The organism is Oscillospiraceae bacterium, from assembly GCA_015068645.1.
Taxonomy (GTDB): domain Bacteria; phylum Bacillota; class Clostridia; order UMGS1840; family UMGS1840; genus SIG452.
Map to the genome: position 1 here is coordinate 62236 of SVKD01000012.1, position 23953 is coordinate 86188.

Annotated in this window: 20 protein-coding genes, 1 rRNA gene and 1 pseudogene; 13 read left to right on the forward strand and 9 right to left on the reverse strand. The window is 40.9% G+C overall.

What is annotated here, in order from left to right:
- Nucleotides 1-61: 61 nt before the first annotated feature.
- The 5 genes from purD to E7413_06820 all read left to right on the forward strand — a co-directional run bounded on the left by purD (nt 62) and on the right by E7413_06820 (nt 4280).
- A complete protein-coding gene (purD, locus tag E7413_06800) occupies nt 62-1348 on the forward strand; it encodes a phosphoribosylamine--glycine ligase (GenBank protein MBE7019566.1) in 1287 nt (428 codons plus the stop codon).
- Nucleotides 1349-1354: 6 nt separating this feature from the next.
- Nucleotides 1355-2485 (forward strand): SAM-dependent methyltransferase, encoded by a 1131-nt coding sequence (locus E7413_06805; GenBank protein ID MBE7019567.1) that lies wholly within the window; start codon nt 1355-1357, stop codon nt 2483-2485.
- Nucleotides 2486-2499: 14 nt separating this feature from the next.
- Nucleotides 2500-3288 (forward strand): amidohydrolase, encoded by a 789-nt coding sequence (locus tag E7413_06810; protein ID MBE7019568.1) that lies wholly within the window; start codon nt 2500-2502, stop codon nt 3286-3288.
- A gap of 228 nt (nt 3289-3516) precedes the next feature.
- Nucleotides 3517-4089 (forward strand): hypothetical protein, encoded by a 573-nt coding sequence (locus E7413_06815; GenBank protein ID MBE7019569.1) that lies wholly within the window; start codon nt 3517-3519, stop codon nt 4087-4089.
- Nucleotides 4086-4280 carry a hypothetical protein gene (locus E7413_06820; GenBank protein ID MBE7019570.1) on the forward strand — a complete coding sequence of 65 codons (195 nt, stop codon included), beginning with the start codon at nt 4086-4088 and terminating at the stop codon, nt 4278-4280. Before E7413_06815 ends, E7413_06820 begins: the two co-directional genes overlap by 4 nt.
- Before the next feature lie 122 nt (nt 4281-4402).
- On the opposite strand, the gene E7413_06825 is transcribed toward E7413_06820, so the two are convergent.
- The 4 genes from E7413_06825 to E7413_06840 are packed head-to-tail and all read right to left on the reverse strand — an operon-like array spanning nt 4403 to nt 6426.
- Nucleotides 4403-4684: a hypothetical protein gene (locus E7413_06825; protein MBE7019571.1), complete on the reverse strand. Its 282-nt coding sequence runs from the start codon at nt 4682-4684 to the stop codon at nt 4403-4405.
- A 4-nt stretch (nt 4685-4688) separates the two neighbouring features.
- Nucleotides 4689-5144: a hypothetical protein gene (locus E7413_06830; GenBank protein ID MBE7019572.1), complete on the reverse strand. Its 456-nt coding sequence runs from the start codon at nt 5142-5144 to the stop codon at nt 4689-4691.
- 23 nt (nt 5145-5167) lie between these two features.
- Nucleotides 5168-5452 carry a sporulation protein YabP gene (yabP, locus tag E7413_06835; protein MBE7019573.1) on the reverse strand — a complete coding sequence of 95 codons (285 nt, stop codon included), beginning with the start codon at nt 5450-5452 and terminating at the stop codon, nt 5168-5170.
- Entirely contained in the window at nt 5443-6426 is a 984-nt protein-coding gene (locus E7413_06840; protein MBE7019574.1) for a hypothetical protein, read from the reverse strand. The genes yabP and E7413_06840 overlap by 10 nt, the downstream gene beginning before the upstream one ends.
- Nucleotides 6427-6576: 150 nt before the next feature.
- Between E7413_06840 and E7413_06845 the strand changes: the two genes are divergently transcribed.
- From E7413_06845 to E7413_06855, 3 genes and pseudogenes are all read left to right on the forward strand, one after another.
- Nucleotides 6577-6798, forward strand: coding sequence for a DUF1858 domain-containing protein (locus tag E7413_06845; protein MBE7019575.1), 222 nt, complete (start codon nt 6577-6579; stop codon nt 6796-6798).
- Between the two features lie 124 nt (nt 6799-6922).
- The gene (locus tag E7413_06850) at nt 6923-7195 is read left to right on the forward strand and encodes a hypothetical protein (protein MBE7019576.1); all 273 of its coding nucleotides are present in this window, start codon (nt 6923-6925) and stop codon (nt 7193-7195) included.
- Nucleotides 7196-7233: 38 nt separating this feature from the next.
- A pseudogene (locus E7413_06855) lies at nt 7234-9523 on the forward strand (UDP-N-acetylglucosamine 2-epimerase (non-hydrolyzing)).
- 51 nt (nt 9524-9574) lie between these two features.
- Here E7413_06855 and E7413_06860 read toward each other — a convergent pair.
- From E7413_06860 to E7413_06870, 3 genes are read right to left on the reverse strand one after another with little or no spacing between them, the layout of a single operon-like run.
- On the reverse strand, nt 9575-10270 hold the full coding sequence (locus E7413_06860) for a GTP pyrophosphokinase family protein (GenBank protein ID MBE7019577.1): 696 nt from the start codon (nt 10268-10270) through the stop codon (nt 9575-9577).
- Nucleotides 10271-10281: 11 nt separating this feature from the next.
- Complete coding sequence (locus E7413_06865; protein ID MBE7019578.1) at nt 10282-12201, reverse strand: ABC transporter ATP-binding protein; 1920 nt, start codon at nt 12199-12201, stop codon at nt 10282-10284.
- Nucleotides 12188-13939, reverse strand: coding sequence for an ABC transporter ATP-binding protein (locus tag E7413_06870; protein ID MBE7019579.1), 1752 nt, complete (start codon nt 13937-13939; stop codon nt 12188-12190). Before E7413_06870 ends, E7413_06865 begins: the two co-directional genes overlap by 14 nt.
- A 351-nt stretch (nt 13940-14290) precedes the next feature.
- On the opposite strand from E7413_06870, the gene E7413_06875 reads away from it, so the two are divergent.
- On the forward strand, nt 14291-14872 hold the full coding sequence (locus E7413_06875; protein MBE7019580.1) for an aminoacyl-tRNA hydrolase: 582 nt from the start codon (nt 14291-14293) through the stop codon (nt 14870-14872).
- A gap of 1 nt (nt 14873) precedes the next feature.
- The gene (mfd, locus tag E7413_06880; protein MBE7019581.1) at nt 14874-18344 is read left to right on the forward strand and encodes a transcription-repair coupling factor; all 3471 of its coding nucleotides are present in this window, start codon (nt 14874-14876) and stop codon (nt 18342-18344) included.
- 596 nt (nt 18345-18940) lie between these two features.
- Here mfd and pgmB read toward each other — a convergent pair.
- Together pgmB and E7413_06890 are read right to left on the reverse strand one after the other, a co-directional pair.
- Nucleotides 18941-19618, reverse strand: coding sequence for a beta-phosphoglucomutase (gene pgmB, locus E7413_06885; GenBank protein ID MBE7019582.1), 678 nt, complete (start codon nt 19616-19618; stop codon nt 18941-18943).
- Nucleotides 19581-21770 carry a family 65 glycosyl hydrolase gene (locus tag E7413_06890; protein MBE7019583.1) on the reverse strand — a complete coding sequence of 730 codons (2190 nt, stop codon included), beginning with the start codon at nt 21768-21770 and terminating at the stop codon, nt 19581-19583. Before E7413_06890 ends, pgmB begins: the two co-directional genes overlap by 38 nt.
- Before the next feature lie 269 nt (nt 21771-22039).
- On the opposite strand from E7413_06890, the gene E7413_06895 reads away from it, so the two are divergent.
- From E7413_06895 to E7413_06905, 3 genes are all read left to right on the forward strand, one after another.
- A complete protein-coding gene (locus E7413_06895; protein ID MBE7019584.1) occupies nt 22040-22468 on the forward strand; it encodes a hypothetical protein in 429 nt (142 codons plus the stop codon).
- 68 nt (nt 22469-22536) lie between these two features.
- Nucleotides 22537-23445: a radical SAM protein gene (locus E7413_06900; GenBank protein ID MBE7019585.1), complete on the forward strand. Its 909-nt coding sequence runs from the start codon at nt 22537-22539 to the stop codon at nt 23443-23445.
- 435 nt (nt 23446-23880) lie between these two features.
- Nucleotides 23881-23953 (forward strand): 16S ribosomal RNA (locus tag E7413_06905); the annotation flags it as partial.

Below are 23953 nucleotides of genomic sequence, written 5' to 3' on the forward strand. Positions count from 1 at the left end.
GGGAATTTTTATCGAAAATTCCCTATTTCCTTTTGATTAACGGATAGGAGAATGAAAGACAATGAGTGAAAAAAATAAAAAAATCTTAGTTGTTGGCGGTGGCGGAAGAGAACACGCCATTATCAAATGCTTAAAACGGGATAACCCCGACCTTAATATCTATTGTGCACCCGGAAACGGCGGTATCTCTCAGTTGGCAACCTTAGTGCCCATCAAGGCAACCGAAATTGAAAAGCTGGTATCTTATGCCAAAGAAGAAGCTTTCGATATGGTTATGGTTGCTCCCGATGACCCGTTGGTATTAGGCTTGGTGGACGAGTTAGAAGCCGCAGGAATCCGTGCTTTCGGTCCCCGCAAAAATGCAGCGATTGTGGAAGGAAGCAAAGCCTTCTCCAAAGAGCTGATGAAAAAATACAATATCCCCACCGCGAAATATGAAACCTTTACCGATGCAGATTCTGCTATCTCTTACTTAAAAGCAGAAAACACCTATCCTGCTGTTATTAAAGCAGACGGTTTAGCATTAGGTAAAGGGGTTATCATTGCCCAGAACGAAGAAGAAGCGGTAGCTGCTATTAATGAAATGATGGTGGATAAAGTGTTCGGAAATTCCGGCTCCACCGTGGTAATTGAAGAATTCTTAACCGGTCCCGAAATTTCCGTGTTGGCGTTTACCGACGGCAAAACCGTGGTGCCCATGGTATCCGCTCAGGACCACAAACGTGCCTACGATAACGACGAAGGCTTAAATACCGGCGGTATGGGCACTTTCTCTCCCAGCCGTGTGTATAACAAAGACTTAGAAGAAGAATGTATGAAAAACATCTTCCTGCCCACCATTAATGGCCTCCGAGCAGAAGGAAGACCTTTTAAAGGGGTTATCTATTTTGGCTTAATGGCAACCAAAAACGGGGTAAAAGTCATTGAATACAATGCCCGTTTCGGTGACCCGGAAACCCAGGTGGTTCTTCCCAGATTAAAAACCAATTTACTCACCATCTTTGATGCTATTATTGATGAAAAATTAGACGAAATCAACATTGAATGGTATGATAACGCTTGTGTATGTGTAATTATGGCATCCGGAGGATACCCCAAAGCATACAAAACCGGCTACGAAATCACCGGTATGGAAAAAGCGGAAGAAAAAGACAATATTTTTATTTATCACGCAGGCACCAAAGCCCAAGACGGCAAATTCTTAACAGCAGGCGGCCGTGTGATTGGTGTTACCGCAACCGGCTCCAATTTGGATGATGCGATCCGTGAAGCATACGATGCCGTAGCGAAAATTTCTTTTACCGATGCACATTATCGAAAAGATATCGGTATCAAAAAGTACGACTAAGAGGCGATTTTTTTGAATAAACAAACCATACAAAAATTAAAATTATTTGGCAGCGGAATCCTTTCTCGTTGGGAAGAAAACAAAGATTTGTTTTTAGAAGTGAGCGGGGCTTATAAATCAGGCGCCGTAACCTATCCCTTTGTTGTGGCATACGATGGAGAAACCTATTGTTTAACATTCCAGAAAGAGAAAAACAAAGGTGCTTTTTCGGATTTGTTTGGCAGTCTTTTGGAAACTGCCAACTTATATGACGAGCTGGAGCTTATCTATGCTGACCGCACAGGGAGACTCATTCTTCGTGCCGATGCCAAAAATGTAACCACCAAAAGCGACAACAAGGTGGTTGAGGTAGCAAAGAACGAAGAAAAGCATCTCATTTCTCCCAAAGCGGCAAACAAGCTGTTAAGTGTGTTGGATTTTGTGACCGAGCAGGGAAAATTAAAAAATACCCACGTGAGAAAGTTCACCCAGGCGGAGCATTTCATTGAGCTTTTGGTTCCTTATATCCAAAAATTACCCACCGACCGTGAAATCATGGTGTATGATCTGGCTTGCGGAAAATCTTATCTGTCCTTCTTTTTAAATTTCTATCTTTGTGATGTGTTAAAAAGAAGATGTCGCATCATCGGGGTGGATATCAGAGAAGACGTGGTGGAGGCATCCAAAAAAATCCGTGACGAATTAAAATACTATAATATGGATTTTTACTGTGCCGACATTTTAGAATTTGAGCCACCTACCCGAATTGATTTGGCTATTTCTTTGCACGCTTGTGATGTGGCAACCGATTTTGCCATTGCGGCTGCTGTGAATAATGGGGCGCAAGTTTGTGCCATCGCACCTTGTTGCCACAAGGAATTCTTGTCCACCATCGGTAACGATGAAATGCCTTATTTATTTGAAAACGGCATTTTTAAAAAGCGTTTTTCCGATTTACTAACCGACATCTACAGAGTGAAAACTTTGGAAGAATACGGTTACAATGTGATGGCAACCGAGTTTGTGTCTCCGTTGGAAACGCCAAAGAATCTTTTGATTTTAGCGGAAAAAACCAACAATGTTTCTAAAACAGAAGCGACCGGAAAAATCAAAAAAGCATTCGGCGTTGATCCCATTTTAGAAAAACTTATTTTTTAGCGAGGCGAATCCCTATGAAAATCATTGACTGTCATTGTCATATTTATCCCCAGAAAATTGCCGATAAGGCAGTAAAAGCCATTGGCGATTTTTACGATATCCATATGAATTGCCAAGGTACCTGTGAAGATTTACTGTCTGAGTGGAAGCAATACGGTGTGGATAAAATGCTCATTCATTCCACCGCAACCCGTCCCGATCAGGTGGCTGCCATTAACCAGTTTTTGTTGGGTGAATTATCAAAAAACACTGATTTTATCGGGTTCGGAACTTTGCACCCTGATTACGAGGATAATGAAGGGGAAATTGAAAAGCTGGTTGCAAGCGGAGTAAAAGGCATCAAATTTCATCCCGATTTTGGAAAAATTGATATCTTATCTCCCCAGATGTATCACATTTATGAAATGATGTCGGGAAAATTAGCCATTATGTTTCACGTGGGAGACTACCGTTACGATTTTTCCCATCCCACCAAGATTAAGCAGATTTTGCGGGATTTTCCCAACCTTACGGTAATCGGTGCTCACTTAGGTGGTTATTCCACCTGGGAGGATTCCATGGATATTTTATGCGGAGACAACATTTATTTTGATACTTCCTCCACCTTGGAATTTATCTCTCCCGAGTTGGCTGTGAAAATTCTAAAAAAACATGATATGGACAAAATTTTGTTCGGTACCGATTATCCTATGTGGCATATCAAAAAGGAAATTGAAAATATTGAAAGATTACCCTTATCTGATGACGAAAAGGAAAAGATTTTCTATCAGAACGCGGAAAAACTGTTAGGAATAACCAAATAATATGATAAAAAACGGCAGACATGTTGTCTGCCGTTTTTTTGTATGGAAAAAAAGATTGATTTTTATAAAAAAACGTGGTATACTGTAAATATCACAATAATAATTTCAAAACGAGATTTTTAGATATTTTTACGAATATCTTTTTTTTGCGTGAGTCTTTAGAAAGGAGTTTTTTATTTTATACACCACAAAAAATATTAGGGAAAACTTATCATAGGAGGTAATAAAATGAAACAAGAAACAACGTACATATTGAAACAATTAAAAAAAGAGGGAACTCAAAACAAAAAAATCAACCAGACTCTTGCAGTGCTTGCTGTAGTATCATTGGTTGTAATGATGGTGGGGCTTATTCCGAATCTTCAGCCACTGATGGTGGTTGGACTTTTTGTGTTTTCCGTTCTTTGGTTTGTGCTTATATTTCGTGGACTTTTTGCGTTGGAACGAAAAAGTTGCTTGAAAAAATCATTACAAACGATGGAAGCAACCGGTTCCATCCGATATGTGGATGAAATTGTTAAGAAACAGTATAAATCCACAGGGAAAGAATATTTGTCCAAGCATCTTTATTATATTCCGGGCGTTTTTGTGATGGCATATCAGGATATGTTAGATATCAGACGGGTCAATAATGAATATTATTTTGTATCAGTAGACGGTCGTCAGCATCGCGTTAACGCAACAAAAGCAAAAAAAGAAACCATTAAAATGATTATCAATAGTTTTCCGATTACCAGCGGAGCACCATATCGGGAATACAAAGATAAAATTGAACAATTTAAAAAGGAGCATTGCAAATGAAAAAATTTTGGAGCTATTTGATTACCGTTATCGTGTTTAGCGGGATTTATCTATTGGTAGGATTCTTTGTGAACCCTAATTGCAGCAGCTGCGGCGATAAAATCTGGGGAGACAGATATCGCGTGGAAGACACTTCCGAGATCCTTTGTGAATCCTGCGGCAGGTCGCCATTCTATACTCCGGCACACTAAACAACTTGCATTTGCAAGATATTTATAGAAGAAAAATCGAATGAAAAATTTTGAGACAAGATAGTACTTACTAAAAAAGTGCAGTAACAATTGTTACTGCACTTTCATTTTTTATAAAAACTTTATCGGCTGTTGCCGTCTACAAAGAGGATTTCGCCTTCTTTTAAGTAGTTTAGGCTTCCTCTTGCAATGGATTCGATGGTCTTCTGACTGCTTGCTTTTTCGTCCAGACGGTTTAACTCTTCCTGCTTCGCCAGCTCGTATTCAATTTTTTGCTGATAGTTCGCTTCATCTTTTCTTAATGCTTCATAATCCTGATAAGATTTTATATGCAGAAAAGAAAAATAAGCCACCAGCGCAACCAAACCGTATATCCACAGGTGCTTCTGTTTGAAAAACTTCACAGTCTCAAATCCTTTTCATCAATTTCAAATTGTGTTTCAGTTTGCGCATCCCTTTCAAAAAATTTCGTTTTCCGATGCGGAATAAACGAAAAAATGGAGAGGATAGAAACAAAACACCATTTTTAATCATTATAGCAAAGAATTTTAAGATTGTAAAGGGAATTTTCAAAAAAAACAGGAAAAAATTCGCGGTTTTTTCAGAAAGTTTGACAAAATATCCGGAGAACACAGAAAAATAGCAACAAAAGCCGGCAGCGGTCCCGAAAAACTCGTAAAACCGAAATTTTCGGTCTCCCATCAAAAGGAATAATTGGACGCAAATTGCAAGGGCAAATACCCAAAACATTAAATCAAAGAGGATATCTCCTGCCGTTTTTTTGATTTTATGGCGAAAGGCTTTGAAGAGTTCATAGCACATTCCCAAAGAAAAGCCTGCCAGAATATCAATCATCAGTATCACAAGCTGAGCTCCTTACTGAAAATTTAACGAAAAATACTTTTTAATAAGCTTTCCCGTTTCGGGGAAGAATCCCGATGATAGTTGAAATTGTCAAAATTGCCTTTGGCTACGATTTCTCCTGTATCCAGGGACAGTTTTTCCACTTTCAACTCGCTTCCCTTTACCGTGAGGATTCCAAGTTGTGTATCCAGCGTGATTTCTTCTTCATCAAATGTAAGAATATCAAGTACTCCGGACACAGACAGCTTTTCTCTGTTTTCCAAAATAATATTCTGAATCACATTTTTTTCGGTTGCCATTATGAACATCCTTTCTGTTTTGTTTTTTTAATTTTTTGGTTTTTGAATGCGGTTGATATCACATAAACAATAACCCCGAGGCCTAAATATCCGAAAAAGGGATACAGAGTTTCAATCAGTGTGGAAAACCCCAGGAAACTGCAACAGAGTAAAGATAAACCTATAAGCAGCGTGTTTTTTCCCTGTGTGACGGCATAAAAACTGTTGACTGCCGTGGTTAAGATGGATAAATAGAGCATCACGGTGTAAAAAATGTGAAAATGATTGCCCAGATAAGAAACGATACTCAATACAGGAATGGCTGTGTTTTGGGTAAGGTGGCAGAATCGGAGGAGCAAACATTTTAAGAGAAGACCCACCGTAATCACAAAAAGAAATCCCATGCAGATTCCGATGTAGCCATCTTTTTTTTCGAGGGTGGAGGAAAGGGCTCCCAAAACAGGTAACACAGATAACAAATTATAGCCCGAATACATCAAAAGATTGACACTTTGAGATTGGGATGCCGCAAACATCCCTACGGGAGAGAACAACCCTGCCAAAGAGATTGCGCTCATACAGATCAGAAGAATCGGCGTTGCAATCAGATTAAACAGGTACACATTGGAAACGCCAAAGGACACAATTCCGATTGTGATGGCGAAGGTAACCACAGTCCCCCAAAAAAAGGGGAGAGAGACACTTTCCCGCAATGCTTCTCCGCCACAAGCCAGCATCACGGTATAGGATGCTGCCGAGAACAAAAGAAACAGCATTTTGATGACTTGGCAAACGAAAAAGCTTGATTTTGGGATTTTGGAATCTTTTTGTTTGGCAAAATATAACAAACTGACAAGAGCCATTATGATTAAAGAAATCAGTAAGTACCAAAGGGATATGTTATCATTTTTGAAAAATAAAATCAGTTCTTTTCCCGTGGCGAATCCTGCACCGATGACGGTTCCTGCCACGGTCAAAGCCGGTTTTAGCTGTTTTGATTGCATAAAAGTTCCTTTCTTTCGCAGGGAAAGGGATTTTGTTTGTTTTAAATATATTTTGGAAAAAATCAAATTATGACTTGATTTTTTGAAAAAATGTGCTATAATGAGTATAATAAAATCCGATTGAAAATCAGAATAAAAGGAGAAATAAAAATGCAGAAAATTACCAAAGATATGATTATTGCAGATGTGCTGAAAGTGGATGTGGAACTGGCTCCCTTCTTCTTCTCTATCGGAATGCATTGTTTAGGTTGCCCTTCCGCAGCAGGAGAAACCATTGAGGAAGCGTGTATGGTCCACAACACCGATTGTGATGCATTGATTGAAAAAATGAATAACTTTTTGGAAATTAAAGCAAACAGCCAGAATCAGTAATTTGCCAATCAAATATCAAAAAAGTTGCCTAACGAAATTCCTTCGTTAGGCATTTCAACTGAATAGAACGAAAAAAGAAAGGGCTTTTTCCTGCTGAATGGGAAGAAGCAGCGGTGATATAATAATGAGCGAACCTTTGCTTTATAAAGGCAAAATGATTGCCAGAAAAGATAACATTATCTATTACGGAAATCCGGAAGATAATTATGTAATTATGATGAATATTACCGAGTCTACCCCTGTTGGCGGTTATGACATTACCTCTAAGGTAACTGTGTCTTTACAGACCAATACCGGCGGGAAAGAAAAAATCATCAAAAAAGTGGAACGAGAAGGAATGTTTAAGGCTTTGGATATTGCCGAATACTGGTTGGCAGAAGCTTTAGAGGAGGAATAAAGCTTTTCGGTTTTTACTAAAATCGGGGAGAAAGAATTATGATGGATAACGGAGTTTTTATTCTATTTACCCTTGCGGTTTCATTCCTGTTTTCCTTTGCGGCAGTGCCTTTGGTTCGTGTTCTCGCCTTCAAATTAAAGGCGGTGGACGTGCCCAGGGATAATCGCCGTATGCACACCAAACCCATTCCCAGAATGGGTGGGCTTGCCATTTTCCTTGGATTTATTGTGGCTTATATGTGCTTTGTGGGAACGGTGGATAAAAAAGCTGTTGGGATTTTAATCGGTGCAACCATTTTGGTTGTGCTGGGGATTTTAGATGACCGAAAGCCACTTTCGGCACTGGTGAAACTTGTGGTGCAGCTCGCTTGTGCCATTATCCCTGTGATGATGGGGCTTAGAATTGATTTTATTTCCCGCATCAATCTGTTTTCCAATGAAGCAAATCATGTGTTGGGTGTGTTGGCTGTTCCTGTTACCGTAGTTTGGATTGTTGGGGTAACCAATGCGTTGAACTTAATTGACGGTCTGGACGGCTTAGCCGGCGGTATTACCACCATTTCTGCATTCTCTTTAATGTTTGTTTCTTTTGTGTTCGGGCGGATTGATTGTGCGATTGCCATGGCGGCGATTGCCGGTGCTACTTTGGGCTTTTTACCCTATAACTTAAACCCTGCAAAAATTTTTATGGGAGATACAGGGGCGTTGTTTTTAGGATATATGCTTGCAACCCTTTCGGTAGACGGTTTCTTTAAAAGTTATGCAGCAGTTACCTTTATTATCCCCTTGGTAGTTATGGGACTTCCTTTGTTTGATACCAGCTTTGCAATTTTTCGCCGTATTTTAAAACGGGAGCCGATTATGCAGCCGGACCGTAGCCATTTGCATCATCGTTTGATTGATGCAGGTTTTAACCAGCGTCAGGCAGTTGGTATTTTATGCACGGTAAGCGGACTTCTTTCTTTAACGGCAGTTGTGTTGATTACCGCAGGGCTAAAGCGTACGTTGCTGATGTTAGGTGTATCAGTGGTGTATTGCATTGGCTGTATCATTTATGTAAAAAATAAAAATTATGAACAAAAGTTTTTACAGGAACTGTCAAAAACAGAAGGCTACCATGCACCTATTGAAGAGACTCGAGACGGCACTTCTGAAAAGTAAAGAGGGTTGTATTATGAATAAGTTAAAAGTTATGACGGTATTTGGTACCCGTCCTGAAGCAATCAAAATGGCTCCTCTTGTAAAAGAATTAGAGCAGAGAGAAGAAATCGAGTCCATCGTAGCGGTTACTGCACAGCATCGTCAGATGTTGGATCAGGTTTTAGAAATTTTTGATATTAAGCCCGATTACGATCTGGATATTATGAAAGAACGCCAGACATTAGTGGATATCACCTCCAATGTGTTAAAAGGTTTGTATGAGGTAATCGGAGAAGCAAAACCGGATATCGTGTTGGTTCACGGCGATACTACCACCACCTTTGCAGGTGCACTGGCAGCGTTTTATCAGCAGACAGCAGTAGGCCATATTGAAGCAGGACTTCGTACATACGATAAATATTCTCCCTTCCCGGAAGAAATGAACCGAGTGCTGACCGGTTCTTTAACAGAGCTTCATTTTTCACCCACGGTGCAGAATAAAGCGAACCTTTTAAAAGAAGGAAAAGACGAATCCAAAATCTTCATCACCGGTAACACTGTAATTGATGCATTAAAAACCACTGTAAGAAAAGATTATGAATTTGCTGATGAAACCTTAAAATCCTTGGATTTCTCCAAGAAAATCATCGTGGTGACTGCTCACAGACGTGAAAATCTTGGCGAACCTCTGCAGAATATCTGCCGTGCTATCAAGCGGTTGGCGGAAGAATTCAAAGACGAGGTGCAGGTAGTATATCCTGTTCACTTAAATCCTGCAGTAAGAGAAGTTGCATTCTCGGTGCTTGGTGATTTGGACAATGTGCATCTGATTGACCCTGTGGATGTTTGTGAACTGCATAACTTAATGGATCGTGCCTATATGATTATGACTGATTCCGGCGGTTTGCAGGAAGAAGCGCCATCTCTCGGAAAACCCGTGTTGGTGCTCCGTAATGAAACCGAACGTCCTGAAGCAGTGGTGGCAGGAACCGTAAAAATTGCAGGGATTCACGAAGAAGATATCTATTCTATGGGAAAAACCTTGTTAACAGATACCGAAGAATACAACAAGATGGCGCATGCCGTAAATCCCTATGGTGACGGTCTTGCTTCCAAACGAAGTGTGGATGCAATCTTGTATCACTTTGGAAGAACCACCGAACGTCCCGCAGATTTAGTTACAAAATAAATGTATCCAAAAAAAGCGATTGTAGATGACTACAATCGCTTTTTGTTTTTGTTATGATTCTTCAGGGTGGGAGAGGGCCTGCAGACGTTCGTTGATGTCCTGCATATGCAGGTCGGTTTTTGCAATCACATCAGCACAGGCTTTTAATTCTGCAATCAGTTCCTCTGCATCGGGCATATCTTTTTTGTATTTCATGCCGTGCTCCAAGCTGGCCCAAAAATCCATAGCAATGGTACGAAACTGCACTTCCACCTTCACAGCTTGCTTTCTGTCTGCAAAAAAGACAGGGATTTCCACAATCATATGATAACTGCGGTAACCATTTGGTTTGGGATTTTTGATGTAGTCTTTCACTTCCAGCACAATAACGTCGTCTTGGCGGGTAAACATTTCCGCAACCTTGTAAATATCGTCCACAAAGGAACAGATGACCCGAACTCCTGCCACATCGTTTAAGTTTTCCATCACAGAGGAAACGGAAAGCTCTAAGTTTCTTCGCTTCAGCTTTTCTAAAATACTTTGGGGTTTCTTCACTCTGGATTTAATCATTTCAATGGGGTTTCGGTTGTTGCGATAGGAAAGGTCATCGTTTAAAATTTCAAACTTGGTGCGGATTTCTCGGATAGCGCATTGATACATCATCAGCATATCCGAGAATTTTTTTGTATTTTGAAAGAATGCGTCTAATTGTTCCAAAGACAGGGAGGAATCCTGCCCTAAAAAATATTTTTGCAATTCATTTTCCATTTCTTTGTTCCTTAATCCAATTCTACCGAGCCGGTGTAGAGTTGGTAGTATTTTCCTTTTTCTTCCAACAGTTTTTCGTGGCTCCCCCGTTCAATGATTCTGCCGTGGTCTAACACCATAATTACATCGGAATTCTGAATGGTGGAAAGACGGTGGGCAATCACAAACACGGTTCTGCCGTGCATTAAGCTGTCCATCCCTTTTTGCACAATGGCTTCGGTACGGGTATCAATCGAAGAAGTTGCTTCGTCTAAAATCATAACCGGCGGATCTAATACTGCTGCTCTTGCAATGGCAATCAACTGACGTTGCCCCTGAGATAAGCTTTCTCCGTTGTTGGTTAAGGGAGTGTCGTAACCTTGCGGCAGACGGGAGATGAATCCATGAGCATTTGCCAGTTTTGCCGCCGCAATAATTTCTTCATCGGTGGCATCCGGTTTTCCGTAGCGGATGTTTTCTTTCACGGTGCCGGTGAACAGATTGGTATCCTGAAGCACCATTCCCAACGAACGGCGCAAATCACTTTTTTTGATTTTATTGATGTTGATGCCGTCATAACGGACCTTGCCGTCTGCTAAATCATAGAAACGGTTGATTAAATTGGTGATGGTGGTTTTGCCTGCACCTGTTGCCCCCACAAATGCAATTTTTTCGCCCGGATTGGCATAGAGAGACACATTGTGCAGCACAATTTTTTCTTCGGTGTAACCGAAGTCCACATCGTCAAACACCACTTCCCCTTTTAATTCGGTGTAAGTGAGCGTGCCGTCAGAATGAGGATGTTTCCAAGCCCATAAACCGGTACGTTTTTCAGATTCCGTCAGCACACCATTTTCGTATTTTGCATTGACTAAAGTAACATAGCCGTTGTCATCTTCGACCTTTTCATCCAACAGTTCAAAAATACGTTTGGCGCCTGCCAATGCCATCACCACCATATTGATTTGTTGAGAAATCTGAGAGATAGGCATATTGAAGCTTTTGGAAAGTTGCAGGAAGGTGGCAATGTTTCCTAAGGTTAAACCGCCAAATCCCATAATTGCCATACCGCCACCCAAAATAGCGAGTAATGCGTATTGCAGATGTCCTAAGTTATTGTTGATGGGACCAAGCACATTGGCAAACTTGTGGGCGTTGGTGGCGTTTTCGCAAAGTTCTTCGTTTCGTTTGTCAAATTCTTCTTTGGTTTCGTCTTCGTGGCAGAACACTTTGATAACCTTCTGTCCGTGAATCATTTCTTCCACAAATCCGTTCACACTGCCGAGTGCCTGTTGTTGTTTACCAAAATACTTGCCACTGTTTTTGGCAACTGCACCTGTCACTTTTAAAATCACGCCCACAAAGAGCAGGGTGAATACAGTCAAGTATATATTGGTGACAATCATTGCACATAAAACAGAAATAATGGTTACCAAGGATGAGAACATCTGAGGCAAACTCTGAGAAATCATCTGTCTTAAGGTATCGGTATCGTTGGTGTAGTGACTCATCACGTCCCCGTGGGCGTGGGTATCGAAATATTTGATGGGGAGTTTCTGCATATGGGAGAACATATCATTACGGATATCCCGAAGCACTCCCTGCGCAATTTTTGCCATCATACGGTTAAACATTAAAGTGGAGAAAATACCCACGGCATAAATCACAATCATCACGCCGATGGCTTGGATGAGTCCTGTAAAAACAGGGTTTGCCATTTTGGTTAAAGGAGTGATATAATCATCAATTAAAATTCCCAAAAACATGGCGCTGGAAACGTTGGCAACCGTGCTTAAAATGATTAAAATCACTACCAGAAAGAAGGAAAATTTGTAATCCTTAAAAATGTAACCCAACAACCGCTTGATGGTCTTTTTATCAGGCTTCTTCTGCGGAGCAAAGCGAGCAGGGTCAAATTTGGGAGGTACTCTGTTTTGGTTATTTTGTGCCATCAGAAATTCCTCCTTTCGTTTGGGATTCATACACATCACGGTATATTTCGTTGGTTTGGAGCAGTTCTTCGTGGGTTCCGATACCGGCAATTTTGCCGTCATCCATCACGATGATTTTATCGGCTTCCATAATGGAGGAAACGCGCTGTGCAATAATAATTTTAGTAGTATCGGGAATTTCTTCCAAAAATGCTTTTCTGATTAAAGCATCAGTGTGGGTATCCACCGCACTGGTAGAGTCATCCAAAATCAGGATTTTCGGTTTCTTTAAGAGCGCTCTTGCAATACATAAACGCTGTTTCTGTCCGCCGGATACATTGGCACCGCCTTGTTCAATGAAAGTTTCGTAACCGTCAGGGAATTCTTGGATAAAGCCGTCTGCCTGAGCAAGTTGGCAAGCGTGAATCATTTCCTCATCGGTGGCATTTTCGTTACCCCAACGCAAGTTTTCTTTGATGGTACCTGAGAACAGCACATTTTTTTGCAATACCATAGCCACTTCATTACGTAAGGTATCTAAATCATAGTCTTTTACGTTGATGCCACCTACCAGAAGTTCTCCTGATGTTACATCATACAAACGGGGCACTAACTGTACCAATGTGGTTTTGGCACTACCTGTTCCGCCTAAAATACCAACTGTTTCTCCGGATTGAATGGTCAGGTCTACATCGGTAAGACAAAGCTTTTGGCAATCGCCTGCATAACTGAAGTTGACATTTTTAAACACAATTTCGCCATTTGCAACTGTAAAAACAGGATGTTCGGGATTTTTAATATCTGCGGTTTCATTTAACAGCTCGGTGGTTCGTTCTGCAGCGGTGCGTGAAATGGTAACCATTACAAAAATCATGGAAACCATCATTAAGCTACCTAAAATCTGCATCACATAGGTCATCACGCTCATCAGTTCCCCGGTGGTCATAGCGTTTTGCACAATCAGATTGGCACCAACCCAGGAAATAAAGAGCATACAGCCATACATACAAAATTGCATCAGTGGTGCATTCCAGGCAAGCAGACGTTCTGCACGAACAAAATCTGTGTGAATTGCGTTGGAAACTTCGCCGAATTTTTCTTCTTCATGATTTTCACGGACAAAAGCTTTTACCACTCGAACACCACGTAGGTTTTCCTGTACCACATTGTTTAATTTGTCGTAGGTTTTAAATACCCGTTTGAAAATGGGGTGTGCGTGAGTCATAATGAAGTAAAGACCAATCCCCAACACGGGAACTGCGGCTAAGAAAATCATCGCCAGTTCTGCTTTCACGGTAAATGCCATCACAAGAGAAAAAATCAGCATCATGGGTGCACGCACTGCAATTCTGATAATCATTTGATAGGCATTCTGCAGATGGGTCACGTCAGTGGTTAAGCGGGTTACAATCCCGGAAGTGGAGAATTTATCAATATTGGAGAACGAAAAATTCTGTACATTATGAAACATATCTTTTCGTAAATTTTTAGCAAAGCCTGCGGAAGCGGTTGCAGCATGTTTTCCCGCCAGCACCCCTGTCCAAAGAGACAGCGCACATAGCACAATCAAAATGATTCCCACAATCACAATGTAGCGAAAATCACCTTGTCCGTCATTTCCGTTGATACCTAAGTCCACCAGTTTTGCCATTAAAAAGGGAATCAGCACTTCTAAAAGCACTTCCATTGTGACAAACACCGGTGCCAAAATGGATGGCTTTTTATATTCTCTCACACATCCTAACAGTTTCTTAATCATAATTGCTCCTTCTCTCTGTAAGGGTTTTATATTTGTAAGGGATACCCCGTAAATTCTACCTTTCATTATACTATTATTACTATCATTTGTCAATGAATTCTCTGTGAACAATTGTTCTTTTTGCTTTGCCGACAAAGAAAAAGAACCAAAAAGAAATCGCCGCCTCGTATTTTTGCATTCTCGAATATCCGTCTTCCGGCAACCTTGTGCAATTGCAAAAATAATGGCGGATTTTTTAGGTTCGTCATTCGGTAAGGGGAAGAAGATGAGTGCACCTTGACTTTTTCCTTTTTTTATTATATAATAACTTAGTTAAGAGAATTTTTCAGAAAAACATACGGAGAAGATAATATGCATATGATAGTAGGGCTGGGCAATCCCGGCAAACAATATGAATTCACCCGCCACAATGCAGGCTTTTTATGTTTGGATTACTTAGCGGCCAAGAATAATATTAAGGTCAATAAAATTAAATTTAAATCCCTTTTAGGGGAAGGTAATATCAATGGCGAAAAAGTGATTTTATTAAAACCTACCACCTTTATGAACTTAAGCGGAGAAGCTGTTGTTCAGGCGGCAGGGTTTTATAAAGTTGATGTTTCGGATATCATCGTAGTGTATGATGATATTTCCTTGCCCGTTGGTTCCTTAAGAATCCGTGAAAAAGGGTCCGCCGGCGGTCATAATGGGATGAAGAGCATCATTTATCTTTTGGGCAAGGATAATTTTCCCAGAATCCGACTGGGTGTTGGTTCCAATGGGGAAAGAGACCTTGCGGATCATGTGCTTGGAAAATTCTCCAAAGAGGAAATGAACGGTTTTTCCGCATCTGTGGAGGATGCGGTGGAAGCCATCAGCTATATGTTAAAAGGCGATACCCAAAAAGCGATGAACCTTTATAACAAGAAGGGAATCGGCGAAGGAACGAAGTAATATGAATAAAACTGCAGGCTTTTTTCCTCTGCTTGATGGCTATAAGCCGTTTTTGAAATTAAAAGAAGCCATCCGGGCAAAACAACCGAATATCACCTCTGTGACCGGACTGACCGACGGTGCCAAAGCGCATATCATTACCGCTTTGATACTTTCGGAAAAACGTCCGGCATTTTTGATGGTCAAAAACAGAAAAGAAGGGGAAAAACTAAAAAGCTTTGCGGAGTTTTATGAGATTCCCGTTTATTTCTTGCCTGATTACGAATTCTGTTACTATGAACTGGACGCCAAAGATACCGCCGATAAAAAAGAACGTCTGGAATTTTTAAATGCCATTTCCCGAAAGGAAAAGGGACTTTATATTGTCACGCCCGGTGCAGCATTTGTGCCGGTGGTGAAACAAGAACTGTTGTCTGATTCCAATGTCACCTTAAAAATCGGCGATGAATACGAACAGAAGAAGCTGATTGCCAAATTATCTTCTTATGAACGGGTAGACATTGTGGAAAGCCACGGACAATACTCTGTTCGTGGGGGAATTGTGGATGTGTTTCCCTATACTGAAGGGGTGCCGTACCGTATTGAATTTTTCGGGGATGAGGTGGATTCTATTCGTACCTTTGACCCCATCACCCGTCTGTCTTATGAAGTGATTAAAGAAGCAACCATCACTTCTGCCGACGATTTTTTGGTGCCCGATCCCAAAGATTTGGCAGAAGTTTTAAAGAAGGAAAAAAAACACGCCGATGGGGAACTGTTTGATATCTTATCCCGTGATATTGAGCGACTTCAAAATGTTGGAAAACTGCAATCTTATGACCGGTATTTCCCGTTTTTGAAAGATTTTCTGGCACCGCTTTTTTCCTATACCGATGATGATTTTATGTTTCTCTTAGATGACCCCAACGGTATCTATGAAGCCCACGAGGCACTTTATCGGGAGCATTATGAATATCTGTTGGAGCTTTGCGAAAAAGGGTTGATTCACAAAGCGAATCTGAAATTTTTTCAGGACCCCGTCAAGCAAATGGAAATCTTTTATGCGCACAGTGTTTGCCATTTTGCTTTTATTAAAAATAACTATGGTGGAAAAAAACCAGCAAAAGAAATCAATCTGCCTGCCAAATCGGTACTTTCAGCAAGTGGCAGTATCGGTATTTTTGTGGAGGAATTAAAAGAATATTTAGAGGAAGGTTACTCTGTTTTGATTCCCGGGAAAACCCGTTCCAAGGCAGAAAAACTGTCTTACACGTTATCCAATTATGAACTGAATGCTCCTGTAACCGATGCATATAGTTTTGTGCCGGGTGAAGTGCAGATTTTACCAGTGCCCGGTTTTACGGAAGGGTTTTCTTATCCTGAACTGAAATTTGTTTACTTTTCGGATATCTACACCGCAGACCGCAAAAAGCGTCCCCATAAAGCGGTGAAAAATGAAAATGCCATCACCAATTTCTCGGATTTGACAGTAGGGGATTTTGTGGTGCACCCCGTTCACGGAATCGGGGAATATCTTGGAATTACCCGTCTGACCGTAGAGGGAGAGGGAAAGGATTTTATCAAAATCCGTTATCACGGCAGTGATTATCTGTATATTCCCGTCAATCAGTTGAACACTCTTTATAAATATGTGGGGAATGATTCCAAAGGGGTTCGCTTGAATAAACTTGGCGGTACCGACTTTGACAAAGTGAAACAACGTGTCAAGAAAAGTTGTCAGGATCTGGCGTTAAAACTGATGGACTTATATCAAAAACGAGAAACCGCTGAGGGCTTTGCATTTTCGGAAGATTCGGATATGCAGATTCAGTTTGAGCGGACTTTCCCTTACGAAGAAACCGATGACCAGCTTACCTCTATTTATGATGTGAAAAAAGATATGGAAAGCCACCGCCCCATGGACCGTCTTTTATGCGGTGACGTGGGTTACGGAAAAACTGAGGTAGCACTCCGTGCTGCTTTTAAAGCTGTTTGCGACGGAAAGCAGGTGGCATATCTGGCACCCACTACCGTGTTGGCACAACAGCATTACAATACTTTTGTCAATCGTATGAAAGATTTTCCCGTAAAGGTTGGGTTGCTGTCAAGATTCCGCACCAAAAAACAGATTGACGGTGTGATTAAAGAATTAAAAAGCGGGATGTGCGATATTGCCATCGGAACTCACAGATTACTTTCCAATGATGTGCAGTTTAAGGATTTGGGACTTCTCATTGTGGACGAAGAACAGCGGTTCGGTGTTGCCCATAAAGAAAAAATCAAGGAAATGAAAAACGGGGTGGATATTTTAACCCTGTCTGCTACCCCCATTCCCAGAACGCTTAATATGGCGATGGTGGGGATCCGTGATGTTTCCACCTTAAAAGAACCCCCTTGTGACCGTCATCCTGTGAGAACCTTTGTGCTGGAGTATCACGATGCCATTATCCACGAGGCGATTGAAAAAGAACTCCACCGAAACGGTCAGGTATTTTATTTATACAACCGTGTGGAAACCATTCACAACGTAGCGGCAAAACTGAAAGAACAGTTCCCCGAGGCCGTGGTGGAAGTGGCGCACGGAAAATTAAGCCGTGAGAAAATGGAAGAAATTTTCTATCGGATGTCGCTGGGTGAAATTGATATTTTGGTTTGCACCACCATTATTGAAACGGGTTTGGATTTGCCAAATGTCAACACTATGATTATCGAAAATGCAGACCATCTGGGATTGGCTCAATTGTATCAGCTCAGAGGCAGAGTAGGGCGTTCCAACCGTCTGGCATATTGTTATCTCACTTATAAGCGAGATAAATCCATCACCGAGGTTTCGGAAAAACGCTTAAAAGCCATCAAGGAATTTACCGAGTTCGGTTCGGGCTTTAAAATTGCGCTCCGAGATTTGGAAATCCGTGGGGCAGGCAATATTTTAGGTGCAGAGCAGCACGGTCATATGGATGCTGTGGGATACGATATGTATCTAAAACTGTTAGACGAGGCAGTCCGTGAGCAAAAAGGAGAAACCGTACAGGAGGAAGTGACCTGTCAGGTGGATTTGAAAGTGTCTGCATTTATTGATGATTCCTATATTTCTGACCACGCAAGTAAATTAGAAATCTATAAAAAGATTTCGCTTGTGAAAACCCGTGAAGATGTGGAGGATATGATTGACGAATTGACCGACCGATTTTCCGATATCCCCCAGGAAACTATGAACTTAATCGAAGTGTCTTACCTTCGTGCGATGTGTGAACGCTTGGGAATTTATGATGTTTCTGAAAATTCGGGAACGATTACCTTCCGTATGAAAGCAATTTCGCAGGAATTGATTTCCGCAGTTCTCAATTTAGGCAGCGAGTATAAAGGAAAGGCACTGTTTGGTGCAGGGGTGAAACCCTATTTCTCCATTCGCACCATTACGTTAAGAAAATCCCGTGAACTGACGAAAATTATGGAAAACATCATACAGCAACTTGAAAATTTCGTCAAGTAAGAAAACGGCATCATCAGATGCCGTTTTTTTGTATTGCGATGAGAGGTTTGATTATTTTGTGATAAAAAAATTTCACAAAGGGACTTTTGTCAAAAAAAGTCGTCCTGTATGGAAATTGACAGAGAGGGAGTATTGATGATACAATAAAGGCAGGAAATCGGGGAGACATTCTAAGTTGCGACATTTAAGATGCCCGATGCCTGAACAACTAATCCCTACTTTTTGTAGTGGAATAGAAGTCCTTTCGCGAGAAAGCAGAAAGCACGTCACACGGGGGTGGCGTGCTTTCTGTTTTTATTGTGAATACAACAAGGTTCCGGGGTACCCGACCGCAATCTTTGATTGCGTTATCGGGTCGGGTTCTTATTTTAATGAAAAACACGGAGGAACCCACTCTGGCAGACTACAAAACAATGTATTTTGAGCTTTTTAATAAAATCACCGATGTGATAGAAGAATAAAAGAGCGTTCAGCAGAAAACGGAAGAAATTTATATGGTTGGCGATTGTAAGAAAGACAAATCGGAAGAATAAAAAATTTGAGCAAAAGAAAATCCCCAAATCCAAAGTGGATTTGGGGATTTTTTTGATTGTATATTACAGATTTTCCAGTAACTCTTTCATATTGGAGAGGGTAACGTCTCCGCCTTTGGCACTGCCAACTGCAAAAGTTACCATACCTGCAGCTTTTCCTGCTTCGATACCTGCATCTGCATCTTCTACGATCGCACAGTTGTCATAAGGCATTCCTAAGAAGTCTGCCGCTTTTAAGAATACTTCGGGATCGGGTTTGGAGTTGGAAATGTTGTTTCCGTCAGACACCGCATCAAAGTAATCGGATAAGCCGATTTGTTTTAAGATGATGGGAGTATTTTTGCTGGAAGAACCGATGGCGATTTTGATTCCTTTTGCTTTTAAAGCTTCTAAGGATTCCATCACGCCGGGGAGAATATCATCGGGAGTTAACGCCTGAATGAACTCTACATAGTAACCGTTTTTACGGGTAGCCAGCGCCACTTTTTCCTCTTCGGTATACTCTTTTTCGGCACGTTCCAAAATGATGTTTAAGCTTTCCATACGGCTTACACCACGAAGACGTTCGTTAATGGTGCGGTCAAAATAAATACCTTCTTCGTCCGCCATTTTTTTCCAGCCTCTGTAGTGGCAGTCATCAGTCGATACGATAACGCCGTCCAAGTCAAAAATAACTGCTTTGATTTCTTTGATATTCGAAAAATTAGTACTCAATTTCAACACCCTCCGTGGTAATTTCATATGCTTTGTCGTAAATTTCAACGGTAACAGGTGCACCTTCCAACACTTTGAAGGTTGCTTTTCCTTTCACTACTTCCACTTTCAGAACGCTTCCGCGAACTAAAATGGTGAATGCGTAACGATCCCATTTTTTGGGGATGTTAGGTTTGAAGGAAAGCATATCGCCGTCACTTCTCATACCGCCAAAGCCGTAAATCATATTCATCCAAGCTGCAGACATGGAGGTAACGTGTAAGCCCTGATGAGCATTTCTGTTGTAATCGTCGATGTCCACACGGCTGCCGTATGCCATATATTCTTCCGCCATATCCAAATCGCCGATTTCAGCTGCCATAATGGAGTGAATTGCAGGGGATAAGGAGCTTTCGTGAGAACATCTGTGTTCATAGAAATAGAAGTTTTCACGTTTTTGTTCTAAAGTGAAGTCTTTAGAATAGAAGAACTGCATTAACACAACGTCAGGCTGTTTTAACATATTCACTCGGAAAATTCTGTCATACGCCCAGTATTTGTAAACGGGAACCTTATCGGGATCCATACCTTTTACGTCATATTCGGGGAAATCAAAGTAACCGTCGTGCTGTTCAAACAGTTTGGTTTTTTCGTCGTAGTTGATACGCATTTTGTCAGCCATGTTCTGCCACTGTGCCAGTTCTTCCTGGGGAACATCGTAGCCGTATTTTTTCACCATTTCAATGGTGTAGAGGAAGTTTTTCTTCACCATAAAGTTGGTGTAGGTATTGTTATGTACCATCATATGGAATTCGTCGGGACCCATTACACCCCACAGACCGAATTCACCGGTTTTCGGGCTCCAGTCACCACGGGATGCAAAGTAACGGGAAGTTTCCACCAACAGTTCCAGACCGTAATCTTTTAAGAATTCAATGTCACCGGTGTTTCTCACATAATGCCACACGCCGTATGCAATTGCCGCAGTCACGTGAATTTCCAAGTTCCCATGCTGCCAAACGCCACAGCTTTCAGTACCGTCAATGGTAACCATGGGATAACAAGCACCCTTACAATCCTGTTCGATAGAACGTTCTTTTGCCTGAGGCAGGGTGTTATAACGGTACATCAGAAGATTTTTTGCTGCTTTGGGGTTATTGAACATATAGAAGGGTAAGCAGTAGGTTTCAGAATCCCAGAAAGTCCAACCGCTGTATTTTTCACCGGTCAACCCTTTTGCACCAACGTTTAATCTGCCGTCGTCACCGTGATAGGTCTGATGCATATTGAAGATACAGAAACGGATACCCTGCTGGTTTTCATCATCACCGTCAATTTCCACGTCGGAATGTTTCCAGATTTCTTCCCAACGAGCCACGTGTTCTGCTCTGTATTCATCATAGGATTTTGCTAAGTAGGAATCGGCTTTTGCTAAGTCAATGGTCAAATCTTTGTCACGTTCCACAAAGTTATATACCACTTTTTCAAACACTTTTTCGCCCTGTAAGGTGAAATCGTATTCCTGCATAATCATCTTGTCTTCGGATACAACTTTGCCTGCACCGAAGTTGGTTTTCATTTTGGAATAAATTCTCTGACCGCTGGTCTGGGTAGCGCAGATGATGTAGTCATCGCCCTTACCGCATTCGGTCCAGTAGTTTTTGCCTTCTTCCTCGTGAATGGGAGTAAAGTCAATACCGGAAACGATTTTCACATCGTGAGCGGTTTCGCTCTGCAGAGTAATTTTCTGTCCGCCGATATAGTGATAGTTGATGCTTGTAAATCTTTCAAAAGTGAAAGTGATATCTTTGTATGTAAAACGTCTTAATACCAGACCGGTTTTCATATCCAGTTCACGGTAGAAATTGCTAAAGGGCACTTTAGCTAAGTCAATTTCCACACCGTCCACAAAAATTCTGGTGTAGAGCCAGTTCTGAGCATTAATCATAAAACAGCATCTTTTTGCCAGACCATTGAAATATTCGGGGTAGGATAACGGCTTTTCTTCATACACGCCGTTAAAATAGCATCCAACCAGCTTGTCCCCGGAATACATTTCATCAAAAATGCCGCGGATCCCCATATATTCGTTGCCCATGGAGAAAATACTTTCGCCCACTCTGCCTTCCGCAGGGTTAAAGCCCTCTTCAATAATTTTCCAGGGGTCAACCTTAAAATACTTTTTTGCTTCCTTTGCCATAAATAAACCTCCGTCAGAAAATAAACTTTTCCGTCTTTTTCCTATTATTACATTATATATAATATAACAAACTTTTCCTCTTGTCAAGAAAAACTATTTTCGAATACCGATTTTCACCAAAAATTTGTTTCGTTGACAAAAAGAGAATCGTGTGCTATGATGGGTGTAAGAGAAACAGAAGCTTAAAGATTCGGTTTTGATGGGGCGGAATAAGATAAAAAGCAGTCCTCCCCCCTTGTTGCTTTCATGCCGTAAAAAAGGAGAGTTATATGAATTTTTTTACTGAAGAGCTTTGGAAGGGTATTAATGGCATTTCAGATGTTTACGATATGGAAACTGCAGATGAATTATTCCTGGAAAATATACATAAGTATAATGAGTACTTTCGCACAAAAATAACACCATTGTTAACCAAGGAAACATTAGAAGCCTATGAAAAATATGATGGGTTTCATGATTTGGAAATTGTAAAACTGCAATACGAGCAAAATCAATTATGTATTTATGGGAAAAAAGCAGATATTACATTTGTTGGCGTAAAAGAGTTACGTGGGCATTTTATGAATTGCATTGATACTTTCGGTTATATGGAAATTTTATATTGTGAAGAAACTGATGATTTTCAAATAGGGATTCTCTTTTCTTGGGAAGATAGTATTTACATAACCTGTAGTAATATTATTGCAAAAGAACGTTAAAAGGTAAATGGCGATATTCCGTCAACACAAGATAACAATTCTGTTACTTTGAGTAAGGTATAGTTTTTATGGAGAGTTTTGGATTAGACAACTTAAAAAACTGCACACTGTGTCCCAGAAATTGCGGTGTTGACAGAACCAAAACCGTTGGTTTTTGCGGTGCAACTGACCAGATTAAGGTGGCAAGGGCAGCTCTTCATTTTTGGGAAGAACCCTGTATCAGTGGCACCAAAGGTTCGGGAACGGTATTCTTTTCGGGATGCAATCTTGCCTGTCGGTACTGTCAGAATTATGATATCAGCATTGGTGGATTTGGAAAAGAAATTTCCCCAAAACAGCTTGGTGATATTTTTCTGAAACTGCAATTAGACGGCGCCCACCATATCAATCTGGTAACACCTACGCCATATCTGCCACAAATTATGCAGGCAATCGATTTGGTTCGTGATAAAATACATATTCCCTTTGTTGCCAATGTAGGCGGTTACGAAAAGCCGGAAACCATTCAGATGTTAAAGGGAACTATTGATATTTTTCTCACCGATGTAAAATATCAGTCCTCTGAAATTGCAAAGAAATACAGTTCGGCACCCGATTATTTTGATTTTGCTATGGATTCTCTTTCCCAAATGATTTCCCTTTGCGGTGCCCCCAAGTTCAATGCGGAGGGAATCCTGCAATCAGGGGTGATTGTACGGCATCTGGTGTTGCCCGGTTGCCGCAAAGATTCCTTTGAAGTGTTAAAGAGTTTGGCAGAACGGTTTGGGACAGAACAATTTATTTTAAGTTTAATGAGCCAGTTTACCCCCAACGGACATTTGGAAGATTATCCTGAACTAAATCGCAGAATTACTTCTTTGGAGTATCACTCGGTGGTTGACATGGCTTTGGAGCTTGGATTTGAAAGCGCCTATATGCAACAAAAGTCCAGCGCCAAAGAAGAATATACCCCACCCTTTGACTTGACGGGGATTTAATGGCATATAGTATAATGTTATATAGTATTAGTAAAAAGACGGTTCTGTCACATTAACAGAGCCGTTTTTTTGTATGAAAATAGAATTTTTAACGAAATTCTGACAAATGATTCCCGAAAAATCTGCTTTTTTATTTGCAAAAAACAGCTAAAAATCGGCGTTCTGTTGAAAAACTACCTATGTTTTTGTGAAAAACGTGGAAAAAAATGAAAAAATTTTAAAAAAATGCTTGACAAAGTAAAAAACTTGTGTTACAATGGCTAAGCTGTCTGATTCGGACGGCAAATGAATCTTGAAAACTGAATAACATAATGGACCTTGAAAATTCTAGAGTTTTTATTTTAAGAACTACGAACGAAATCAAGTAAATCGAGGAAAAGAAAAAAGCGAAGCGAAAAGCTAGCGAACTTAAATTGTTTATTTTTTTAATGGAAATATACGAGAGAGTTTGATCCTGGCTCAGGATGAACGCTAGCGGCGTGCCTAACACATGCAAGTCGAACGGGGT

Coding starts and splice junctions, on each gene's coding strand:
- E7413_06895 (MBE7019584.1), top strand. CDS start 22,040: ATGAATTTTTTTACTGAAGAGCTTTGGAAGGGTATTAATGGCATTTCA.
- E7413_06845 (MBE7019575.1), top strand. CDS start 6,577: ATGCAGAAAATTACCAAAGATATGATTATTGCAGATGTGCTGAAAGTG.
- E7413_06865 (MBE7019578.1), bottom strand. CDS start 12,201: ATGGCACAAAATAACCAAAACAGAGTACCTCCCAAATTTGACCCTGCT.
- E7413_06850 (MBE7019576.1), top strand. CDS start 6,923: ATGAGCGAACCTTTGCTTTATAAAGGCAAAATGATTGCCAGAAAAGAT.
- purD (MBE7019566.1), top strand. CDS start 62: ATGAGTGAAAAAAATAAAAAAATCTTAGTTGTTGGCGGTGGCGGAAGA.
- E7413_06900 (MBE7019585.1), top strand. CDS start 22,537: ATGGAGAGTTTTGGATTAGACAACTTAAAAAACTGCACACTGTGTCCC.
- E7413_06890 (MBE7019583.1), bottom strand. CDS start 21,770: ATGGCAAAGGAAGCAAAAAAGTATTTTAAGGTTGACCCCTGGAAAATT.
- yabP (MBE7019573.1), bottom strand. CDS start 5,452: ATGTTCATAATGGCAACCGAAAAAAATGTGATTCAGAATATTATTTTG.
- E7413_06840 (MBE7019574.1), bottom strand. CDS start 6,426: ATGCAATCAAAACAGCTAAAACCGGCTTTGACCGTGGCAGGAACCGTC.
- E7413_06810 (MBE7019568.1), top strand. CDS start 2,500: ATGAAAATCATTGACTGTCATTGTCATATTTATCCCCAGAAAATTGCC.
- mfd (MBE7019581.1), top strand. CDS start 14,874: ATGAATAAAACTGCAGGCTTTTTTCCTCTGCTTGATGGCTATAAGCCG.
- E7413_06860 (MBE7019577.1), bottom strand. CDS start 10,270: ATGGAAAATGAATTGCAAAAATATTTTTTAGGGCAGGATTCCTCCCTG.
- E7413_06875 (MBE7019580.1), top strand. CDS start 14,291: ATGCATATGATAGTAGGGCTGGGCAATCCCGGCAAACAATATGAATTC.
- E7413_06815 (MBE7019569.1), top strand. CDS start 3,517: ATGAAACAAGAAACAACGTACATATTGAAACAATTAAAAAAAGAGGGA.
- E7413_06820 (MBE7019570.1), top strand. CDS start 4,086: ATGAAAAAATTTTGGAGCTATTTGATTACCGTTATCGTGTTTAGCGGG.
- E7413_06870 (MBE7019579.1), bottom strand. CDS start 13,939: ATGATTAAGAAACTGTTAGGATGTGTGAGAGAATATAAAAAGCCATCC.
- pgmB (MBE7019582.1), bottom strand. CDS start 19,618: ATGAAATTACCACGGAGGGTGTTGAAATTGAGTACTAATTTTTCGAAT.